The sequence below is a fragment of the Pseudoalteromonas sp. NSLLW218 genome (assembly GCF_015864775.1).
Classification (GTDB): Bacteria; Pseudomonadota; Gammaproteobacteria; order Enterobacterales; family Alteromonadaceae; genus Pseudoalteromonas.
Genome location: NZ_JADYWO010000023.1, coordinates 1 through 9,595, shown reverse-complemented (window position 1 = coordinate 9,595; position 9,595 = coordinate 1). Strand labels below are relative to the sequence as shown.

At 39.8% G+C, this 9,595-nt stretch carries 6 protein-coding genes and 1 tRNA gene; all 7 read right to left on the bottom strand.

All coding sequences use genetic code 11. The features are described from left to right. Nucleotides 1-122 precede the first annotated feature (122 nt). Entirely contained in the window at nucleotides 123-1,865 is a 1,743-nt protein-coding gene (locus I6E80_RS20215; RefSeq protein WP_197186314.1) for a potassium/proton antiporter, read from the bottom strand. A gap of 303 nt (nucleotides 1,866-2,168) precedes the next feature. Then, nucleotides 2,169-2,876 (bottom strand): hypothetical protein, encoded by a 708-nt coding sequence (locus tag I6E80_RS20210; protein WP_024599053.1) that lies wholly within the window; start codon nucleotides 2,874-2,876, stop codon nucleotides 2,169-2,171. A 203-nt stretch (nucleotides 2,877-3,079) separates the two neighbouring features. After that, nucleotides 3,080-3,946: a hypothetical protein gene (locus I6E80_RS20205; RefSeq protein WP_197186313.1), complete on the bottom strand. Its 867-nt coding sequence runs from the start codon at nucleotides 3,944-3,946 to the stop codon at nucleotides 3,080-3,082. Between the two features lie 103 nt (nucleotides 3,947-4,049). Beyond that, nucleotides 4,050-5,426 carry a Na+/H+ antiporter NhaC family protein gene (locus I6E80_RS20200; RefSeq protein ID WP_197186312.1) on the bottom strand — a complete coding sequence of 459 codons (1,377 nt, stop codon included), beginning with the start codon at nucleotides 5,424-5,426 and terminating at the stop codon, nucleotides 4,050-4,052. Between the two features lie 191 nt (nucleotides 5,427-5,617). After that, nucleotides 5,618-7,276, bottom strand: coding sequence for a penicillin binding protein PBP4B (gene pbp4b / locus I6E80_RS20195; RefSeq protein WP_197186311.1), 1,659 nt, complete (start codon nucleotides 7,274-7,276; stop codon nucleotides 5,618-5,620). Nucleotides 7,277-7,285: 9 nt separating this feature from the next. Next, nucleotides 7,286-8,461 carry an exo-beta-N-acetylmuramidase NamZ domain-containing protein gene (locus I6E80_RS20190; protein ID WP_197186310.1) on the bottom strand — a complete coding sequence of 392 codons (1,176 nt, stop codon included), beginning with the start codon at nucleotides 8,459-8,461 and terminating at the stop codon, nucleotides 7,286-7,288. Nucleotides 8,462-9,330: 869 nt separating this feature from the next. Then, nucleotides 9,331-9,407, bottom strand: a tRNA-Arg gene (locus I6E80_RS20185). Nucleotides 9,408-9,595 lie beyond the last annotated feature (188 nt).

The following is a 9,595-nucleotide window of genomic DNA, read 5'->3' as shown; positions in this document are numbered from 1 at the left end:
GTGAAGAATCAAACTGAATATCAGCCCCAAGCTATTTAAAGAAAGCTTGAGGCTGATTAGAAGAGATGGTATCTACGCAGCTATAAACATGAGCCTAGCGCTAAATAAATCATTGTTCATGATTACTGCTTTAAAAGCCGCTTTTCTGGATTGTTTAAGTACTTTAAGCCAATGGTAACTATGCGTGTATGTACCATTGTTATAACGCGTATTTGCACATTGCCAATAACAACAATAGCGCCTTTACTGACTTCTCCTGAAAGCTTTTGGTTAATTACTTCTTCCAAGCTTATCTCTTCTGGGGCGTCTATGTGCATGTGATAAGAGTAAAATATATCGCCTACCAACGTTACCCCTTTCACTTTAAGTTCGTTGTGGGCTAAGTGGCTATCTTGATGGTTTGTTTTATCGGTTGCTGTAAAAACTAAATCAACAAAAGGTCTGTTATCTGGTTTTAAAACAACAAATAAGTGGTCATTTGCTTTTAACTTAGTTGAGCCTCGTGGCGGGATGATTGACGGGCCCCGTGTGATCATAGCAACAACCACACTCTCAGGAAGTGCCGCATGTGACAAACTGCGCCCAGAAACCCGAGAAACGTCACTTAAGGTGTATTCTACAATTTCTATATCAATATCGTTTAGTGCTGTGATTTCGAGCGTTGCAGCAGCCAAATCAGGTGGCGGCTCTACTAAATTTAGTTTTTTAGCCATCCACGGCATTGTTGAGCCCTGTAACGTGGCTGAAATTAACACCACGAAAAAAACAACATTAAAAATAAGCTCAGCCCCTGAAAGACCAAATAGTAATGGGAATATAGCTAAAATAATGGGCACTGAGCCTCTAAGCCCAACCCAAGATACAAACAAGGTTTCGCGATTGTTAAAACCAAACAGTTTTAAAATAGGCGCTACCGCTAATGGCCGAGCAACAAAAATAAGTGCCAGTGCAATAAGCAGTCCTTCTAACCATACATCAACCAACGACGACGGGTTAATAAGAAGTCCTAATACAACAAACATGGTTATTTGCCCAAGCCAGGCTAAGCCGTCATGAAACAGAAAAATACCGCGCTTATATACAAATTTACTGTTACCTAAAATAACACCCGTTATAAATACAGCTAAAAATCCACTACCGCCGAGCGTTGCTGAAAGGCCAAAAGAAAGCAGTCCAAATGCGGTTACCATCACTAAATACAAACCCGATGCATTTAGTTTAATTCGATTAATAAACCAAACCGATACCTTACCAATTAAAAGACCACAAATAGCGCCAACACCCATTTGTTGGGCAAATAGCTGTAGTAGATCCAGCCCTATTGGCATGTCGTTAACGAGCATTTCGAGCAATCCAACCGTTAGAAAAATAGCCATTGGATCGTTCGAGGCACTTTCTATTTCAAGGGTCGATTTAAGCTTTTTGTTTAAGTGAATGCCCGCACTTCGTAAAAGCGCAAATACTGCTGCGGCATCTGTAGAGCCAACAATAGCGCCCAGTAATACACCTTGTAATATGGGCAGGTCTAAAATATAAGTGGCCACAAGGCCTGTAATTACAGCGGTAAATAACACCCCAACGGTTGCTAAAGCAGACGCGGGTTTCCACACTTGTTTTATTGAACTGGTAGGCGTTTGTAAGCCGCCATCAAATAGAATAATGGCAAGCGCTAGAGTACCCAGAGCATGTGCGGCCTCTGCGTTGTCGAATGAAATACCTGCAATACCGTCTTCACCTGCGAGCATACCTACAAGTAAAAATAGCACCAGCACCGGTAAGCCAACACGTGCAGATAACTTGCTCGAGATCACTCCTAGTAAAATTAAAATGGCACTAACGAGAATGATATTATCAATTGCAAACATAGTGTGGATTTACAGCCTTATATGAGTTGAAAAGTAAGAATTTATAGCTATTAAAAAGCTTAAAGCTCATGCTATACAATAACCTAAAAAATATAAATACGGGTAATTAAGTCTATATTTAAGTGGTTTAGATAATAGAGAGAGTGTTATTGAACTTAATATTACTTAGCTTAGCTCCATTCAACTTAATTTTATTTGTTTTTAAAAACAAAAAACCTGCAATTAAGCAGGCTTTTCAATAATCGTAAGTTACAGGTATAACGTATTTACACTTTCTTTTAAAACGCTGCTTACAGTCTAATCTTATGAAAGTCCATGCTCGATATCCCTAAAGGTCCATTGACCATTAGGATCTGCTATATCAATTAACTCACACGCTTTTTTATTCCAAGCGGCTAGCCATGTAATATAATTTGTTAGTTGGTGATAAGCTCGGTCTGGCGCATCAGAGCGAATTCTAGACATTGAAAAACCTGAATACGTAGCACCACTTCCTACCCAACTAACAATTGATGAAACAGCTCCACCGCCTGGAACTACAAAACCAACAGTCGTTGTTACTAGCCCTAATATAGTCGCTGTTTTTTCAACAGCATTACCTGTCTTCATTATGTCGCCGCTTATAACAGGATGTAGCAAAGCCAACAAGTTAACTGCTTGTGGCTGATTAGAAGCAACTGCAACATCATTTGACGTTTTTGAAGTATTTGTAGGTGCACCTCTTCCTCGCATTGCAGGAAGTAAGCTATTAAAGGATTTTTGGCTACTATTACTTGTTGAAAAAGTAACTGATTGTGTACTTAAGCCACCTGCTTTAACTCTTTTTTCATCGCGTGGTGTTACAGTTGATTTATAAGTTCGTTGTAATCGACGATAAACAGCTGCACTACATTGCGTCATTTGTATTGCTAAAGCAGCTTGATCTTTAAAGGCTTTACCAATTGCACGTTCAGAAAGTTGCGTTAGCTGTGTTTTTTTCTTTAGCGCATGTTGACCGATAATAATATCCATAAAAATGTCCTTATTTATTATTTAATTGTCGAAATCATATCATTTAAAGTTAGGTAGAGAAATCCTAAGAAGTTAATTTCTGTAATGATTTTAGGTATAAGAAAAATTACTTTTTGAGTATTTAACTTGAGTTTCTTTAACTGAGAAATACCTTATATTTAAACAATCACTATCTGTAAAAATAAGCCCTTCACTAGGCTAACTTAGTGAATTATCTGCGGCTTAACATTACTAAAATCACTGTTAATCGTAATCTCTACATTATCAGGTTTTATAGCAACATCGCTTAGACCTGTACTAGTAAAATACTCTTCGAAGCTCTGCCGATACTCAAGATAAACCTGCTTATATGCAGTAATAAATAAACTCAGCTTTTTAGCTATAGTTGTATACTTAGCTGCAAGGTCTCGTAGCTTTTCAGGCTCAGAAAAAGCAAATTCGGCGAAAATATTAAAGTCGTTCTCAATATTAGTTTTACCGTAGGTAGATAAAAATCCATTTTCATAATCAGGCCCTATATTCCTATCTTGCGTTAACGCCTCATAGTTTGAGGAAGCAGGACTCCAACTTTCAGGCAACAGACCTTGCCATGCAAGATTAACAAAAGGGGAGCGTAAATAAATTAAAGAACTAAGCTCGTGATGAACTCCCCGTAACGAATTTCCATAATTGAAGTTAGTACCGTTCTTATCTGAGATATTTGCTAGTATTATAAAATTTCTTGAATATGTTCCCCCCGCTTCAGCCCCCTCCATGAGCATAGGTCCTGAAATATAAATAGCATTAATAAATTTGGAAACAAAGCCTTCAGGATAAACCTCCAGCGCGGTTTCAATGCCATCAAGTGACTCTGAAGAATCTTCTAAAGAAGTACTTTCCATTTCAAGCGAAGGTCGTTTGCCTTCACTTCCTAAAAATTGTTCAGGAAAAAATAAACGAGTATCGCCAGCCTTAATATCGAGCTGATATGTTTTTGCTAGTCTATTAGCTTGTTCTATTTCACTTTCTAGGTAAGAGCATGCGTTCAGAAATAATAAAAAACTAAAAAAGACAAAAGCTTTATTTTTCATTTAAACAATCCTTGTTTTATGCTCTAAAAAAGCCTGCATAGTTGCAGGCTTTTAGGTAATTATTATTGCTCGTTTATTAAAGCATTACTTCTATAGTACGCTCTTACAAAACAATTATGCTTGTTACTAAGTACGCTAAAAACGTAAGGCCACCACCAAATAAGGCGTACGGTAGCTGCGTTTTAACGTGGGTGAGTAAGTCACACCCCGATGCAATAGCCGATACAGCGCTGGTGTCGGATATAGGCGAGCAATGATCGCCAAATATACCACCACCCAAAATAGCACCAACAACAAGCGACGGCGGTAAACCTAGCGCTTGAATAAGTGGCACACCAATTGGGATTAATATAGCAAAAGTACCCCACGATGTACCTGTAGTAAACGACATTACCGCGCCAGTTAAAAACAGCACCGGTACGATTAAGTAAATAGGTAAGTAGTCGCCAACAAGTGATGCTACAAATACGCCAGTACCCAGCTCTTTTAAGCTTGCGCCAAGTGTAAGCGAAAGCAATACAATGGCGACCAATGGCATTAATTCGCCCATGCCTTTAAAACCGGTATCAACTAACTGATGATGGGTAAATTTACGTGAGCCAATCATTAAAAAGTAAGCCACAACAATGGCTAAAACCGTTGCGTACAATACTGATTTAGAACCGCTACCCTCGGCAAGTACACCATTACCGGTGTAATACATAAAGCCAATCATGCTGGTAATAAGCGTAATAAGCGGGATTAACATGTAACGCGCTTTAGAGGCTTTTATTTCATCTTTTACGTCGGTTATTTGAAGCTCTAGTTTTTCTTCGGCTTCTTTCATTGGGCCATGCACTTTATCGAACGCGATTGTGTAAAAAACAATGGCAAGGGTAATTATGGCGTAAAAGTTATATCCTACGCTGCCCCACAATACCGATACAGCCGACTCACCTAGCTCGTAGTTACCTAACAAACCAAGTACAAATGCACCCCAGCCGTTAAGTAGTATTAAAATACACACTGGCGCACTGGTGCTGTCAATAATGTACGCTAGACGCGCTCGGCTCATTTTAAATTTGTCGAACAAGCCACGCGATAAAATACCCGAGGTAAGTACGCTCAAGTTAGATTCTATAAACACCGCAATACCGGTAAACATGGTTAAAAAGCCCACTTGGCGCTTACTTTTTGCAATGCCTTTGTTCATTAGCATATTAACAGTTGCTGCAACGCCGCCAGATTCGCGAATGTAGGCAAGCAGTGCACCTATTAAAATACTAAATATTAATATGCGTGTATTACCTGGCGAGCTTGCAACCGAAATAATACGTTCAATGGTATTTAAAAAAGTATCAAACAAGCTATTACCTTCGCCCTGAAAGGCGAGTAAAAACTCAGAAGAAGCAACGGCAACAAGTAGTGCCATAATCACTTCTTTTCGCCAAAACACGATAGCAATCGCAATTAGCGGCGGTAAAATAGAATACCAATGCATAAAAAGTTAACCTTAGTTATTAGCGAGTAAACCTCGCTTTGTACGCGTTTTAACGCTTATTTGTTAAGCCTAACAACATAAACCGGCTTAGTTTTATAGACCGCTTAGCTTAATGGATTGGCTTACTCAAGTCACCTGTAAATAAATCACTTAAGGTGGCACAGTTAGTACGTTTTAACCTATACGATAGCTTATTGATTTAGTAACGCTTCGTAAATAAGCGACACCACCGATCCGTACTGCGCGGTTTCAAATTGTTTGCCTGTAAATTCGTAACGTTTTAGCGAGCCTTTAATTGCGCTATGGCGAGCATTAGTAAGTAAAACAATAGCCAAGTCGTAAGCGGGGTCTATTACGGTTACTGTGCCTGTCCAACCGGTGTGGCCATAAGCCTGCGCGCTTGCATAAGGACCAAAGTGCCAACGCCTTGCTTTGTTATTACCGGCAAGCCTAAAGCCAAGCCCGTAGGTTTCATCGCTTGATTGCGGCGTTAAAAATTGGGCTAAAGCGCTTGCACTAAATAATTGTTGGTCGCCGTAGCCACCATTATTTAATAATAGCTGGCAAAGCACAGCTAAGTCGTGGGCGTTACTAAATAGCCCCGCATGCCCTGCTACGCCATCAAGTGAGTAATAAGCGCGCTCGTCATGCACTTGGCCTTGTAAAACATTGGTGCGAACATTATCAAACTTAATACGCCCGTCTCGTGTGTTGCCGCTAAGCTCAGTGGCTGCAAATTGCTGCGGCTTAAAGCCTTTTTTAAGTGGATTAAATAACGTGTTAGTTAATTTTAGTGGTGCATACACTTGCTGCTCTAGGTATTCGTCAAGAGGCTGCCCTGTAATGCGCTCAATTAGTACGCCTAAAATCATGTAATCAATATCTGAGTAAACATGCTGCCCAGATGATTTACTGCTAAAAGGCACGCTGGTAAGTAATAGCTGCTTAGTGGTTTTACTGTTTTGCGAATAAAACGCGTCGCCATAGCTGCCATCTTTGCGATGGAAGTCAAATACTGGCGGGTATCCGGCGCTGTGAGTGAGTAACTCTTTTACTGTACGTTGTGAGCGCCCTTCGCCTTTATATTCGCTTAGGTAGCTTTGCACGGGTTTATTAATATTTAATAGCCCTTCGCTTACTAATTTCATAAGTGCAAAGTTGGTGGCAAATATTTTGGTGTTTGAGGCCAAATCAAACAAGGTATTAGTTTGCATTGGCTCTGGACGAAGTAGCATTAAGTCACTTTGCTGATATTGTTTTGCATCGCCATAGGCGGTTAACTTTATTAGCTCTCCATTTTTAACAACAGCCAATACAGCCCCAGGAAAACCTGCTTTTACATCGCGTTCAATTAATGTGTCTACTTCAGTAAAATCTATATGCTTTTTTGGTTCATCACTTAAAGTAGGAAATGCAAAACGCAGTGTTAAACTTGCGCCAACAGGGAGAATATTTTCAACTTTAAAGGTATTAACACCGTTGTGAGTATTTTTTGCCAAACTGTAATTGTATAGAGTGTTGGCGCTCAGTTGGCTAACGTCGAGCTTTTGATTATTAATGTAAATATCGGCGCTTTGTGCGTTATGGTTTTGTATTAATAATTGCCCGCGCCCTTTGTAAGCTTTAAACGTTCCTCGGTTATTTACATAAAACCGGCTACTCGGATTTACCTCAGGAAACGTTACAACCACTTGTGCATTAGGCAGCTCTACAAGTTGGCTTTTTGTAAGTGGTAGCCCCGAGCTAATAGGCTCAGGTGGCGTACTACAACCCACAACAATAAAACTTAACGCCGCTATAAATGCATTTTTTATATAACTACACCTTTTATTTTTTAAAGCAATAAACATGCTTAGCCCTTATTTGTATAACAAGTAAGGCGCTCTTTGCGCTTTAAATTGCACAAGCCCCGCCTGCCAGCTTTGTTTTATTTGCGCCTCTGATTGCCCTGCTTCAATAGCTAAGCGCAATTTATTAGTACCCGCTAGTTTATCCATAAAGTCAGCGCGCTCAAAAAACGAGATGTTGTTTTTACTAAGCTCCGTGTACGCATTTATTAAGTAAGTTAAATTTAAACCTGTAATATTTGCTTGTCTTAAATCGAGCCCTTGCACGGTTTGGTTTTTAAATTTGGGGTTTAAAGCAGCGCCTTTAATTGCGCGCGGTGTAAAACTAAAATCGCCCAATGTAATTGGCGAGTAACCAATTACCTGAAACGCAAAGTCGGTGCCTCTACCAATACTGATAGGCGTTGCTTCAAAAAAGCAAAGCGACGGATAAAGTGCAATGGCCTGATCGTTAGGTAAATTAGGGCTAGGTTTTACAGGCAAACTATAAGCACTTTTGCGAGTGTAATGATCGACAGGGATCACGGTTAATTTTAAATCGGGCGCTTTATTGATCCAGCCCTCGCCCTTGATCATTTTGGCAAGTTCGCCAACGGTCATACCGTGTAAAACAGGTATTGGATGCATGCCTACAAACGATTTAAATTCTGGCTCTAATATTGGTCCATCAACGTAGGCAATATTTGGGTTGGGTCTGTCGAGTACTAAAAATTCTATCCCCTGCTCTGCAGCAGCTTCCATCATGTAGTGCATAGAGCTTATGTAGGTATAAAAGCGCACTCCCACATCTTGAATGTCAAAAATAATGACATCAACATCGGCTAAAGCAGCTTGGCTTGGTTTTTTATTTTTACCATAAATAGAAATAAGCGGAATACCGGTTTTGCTATCAACGGCATTTTTTACATGTGTGCCCGCACCGTGATCGCCCCTAAAGCCATGCTCTGGTGCAAAAATTTTAGTTATGTTTATGCTTTTAGCCAGCAGAGCATCTACTAAGTGAGTTTGCCCTATAGTTGATGTTTGATTGACTACTAGCCCTACACGTTTATTTTTTAATTGCGGTAAATATTTAGCGTATTGCTGCGCACCTACCACAAGAGAGTTATTAGCTTCGTTGGCTTGCACGCTTGGAATAAAAATAGCGCTAAAAATAAAAAATAACGTAATAAATAGGGTTTTAAACATACTGCAATATCCTTTTAAACAAGGCGTTTAAAATAACATAGGTAATATTAAAGAGCAGCTTTAGAAAAGGTTAAGTGGGCTTAGATATAGTGATTAGAAGCTGGCGCTTCTCACGCGAGCAAGCTCAGCGTCTACAACAAATGAATAAACTCGGGTGTGGATTTAAGGATGAAGGCTGGTTTTACTTTAAAATACCACCTCTCATTTTAAGCTTAAAGACCGTATTTAACCTTCTTAGAGCTAAACGCTTCTAGTTATTTAATTTATTGGCCAATGAACCACTTAAAGATCTATTACACGAAGAGGAGCGAAAGAGAAGTAAATGAGAAGACATAAGCCCGGGTTTATTAGTTTAGCTTAGCTTTATTACTATCTCTAAAAGCGCAGCGCCTCTTAACCTCTTTGTGAATAAATTACTTATTTTTGGCGTTGCCAACGAATAAAATCTTATAAATTATATTTTTAAGGGGGGAATAGAAACTGGTGCTTCTCACGCTAGCAAGCTCTGCGGCTACACAGGATAAAATGAGAGATGGTATCTACTGGGTAGTAATCTACATTTCACTTTATTTCGGGCACAAAAAAACCGACTTAATGTCGGCTTGTTTATGAAAGTGGTGGGCGCAGGACGTATCTTGTAAGAGTGAACCTCCGACTGCTTGGTTCTCAATTCGCCTAAACCTACATTTCACTTTATTTCGGGCACAAAAAAACCGACTTAATGTCGGTTTGTTTATCAAAGAGGTGGGCGCAGGACGTATCTTGTAAGAGTGAACCTCCGACTGCTTGGTTCTCAATTCGCCTAAACCTACATTTCACTTTATTTCGGGCACAAAAAAACCGACTTAATGTCGGCTTATTTATGAAAGTGGTGGGCGCAGGAGGATTCGAACCTCCGACCGCTCGGTTCGTAGCCGAGTACTCTATCCAGCTGAGCTATGCACCCACTTTCATAGATTGCTTATTTAAACTCTAAGCAGAGCGTATAAATTCAGACATAAAAAAACCGATTTCCATCGGTTTATTTTTCTTACACTTAAAAGTGTATGAAAATATGAAAGTGGTGGGCGCAGGAGGATTCGAACCTCCGACCGCTCGGTTCGTAGCCGAGTACTCTATCCAGCTGAGCTATGC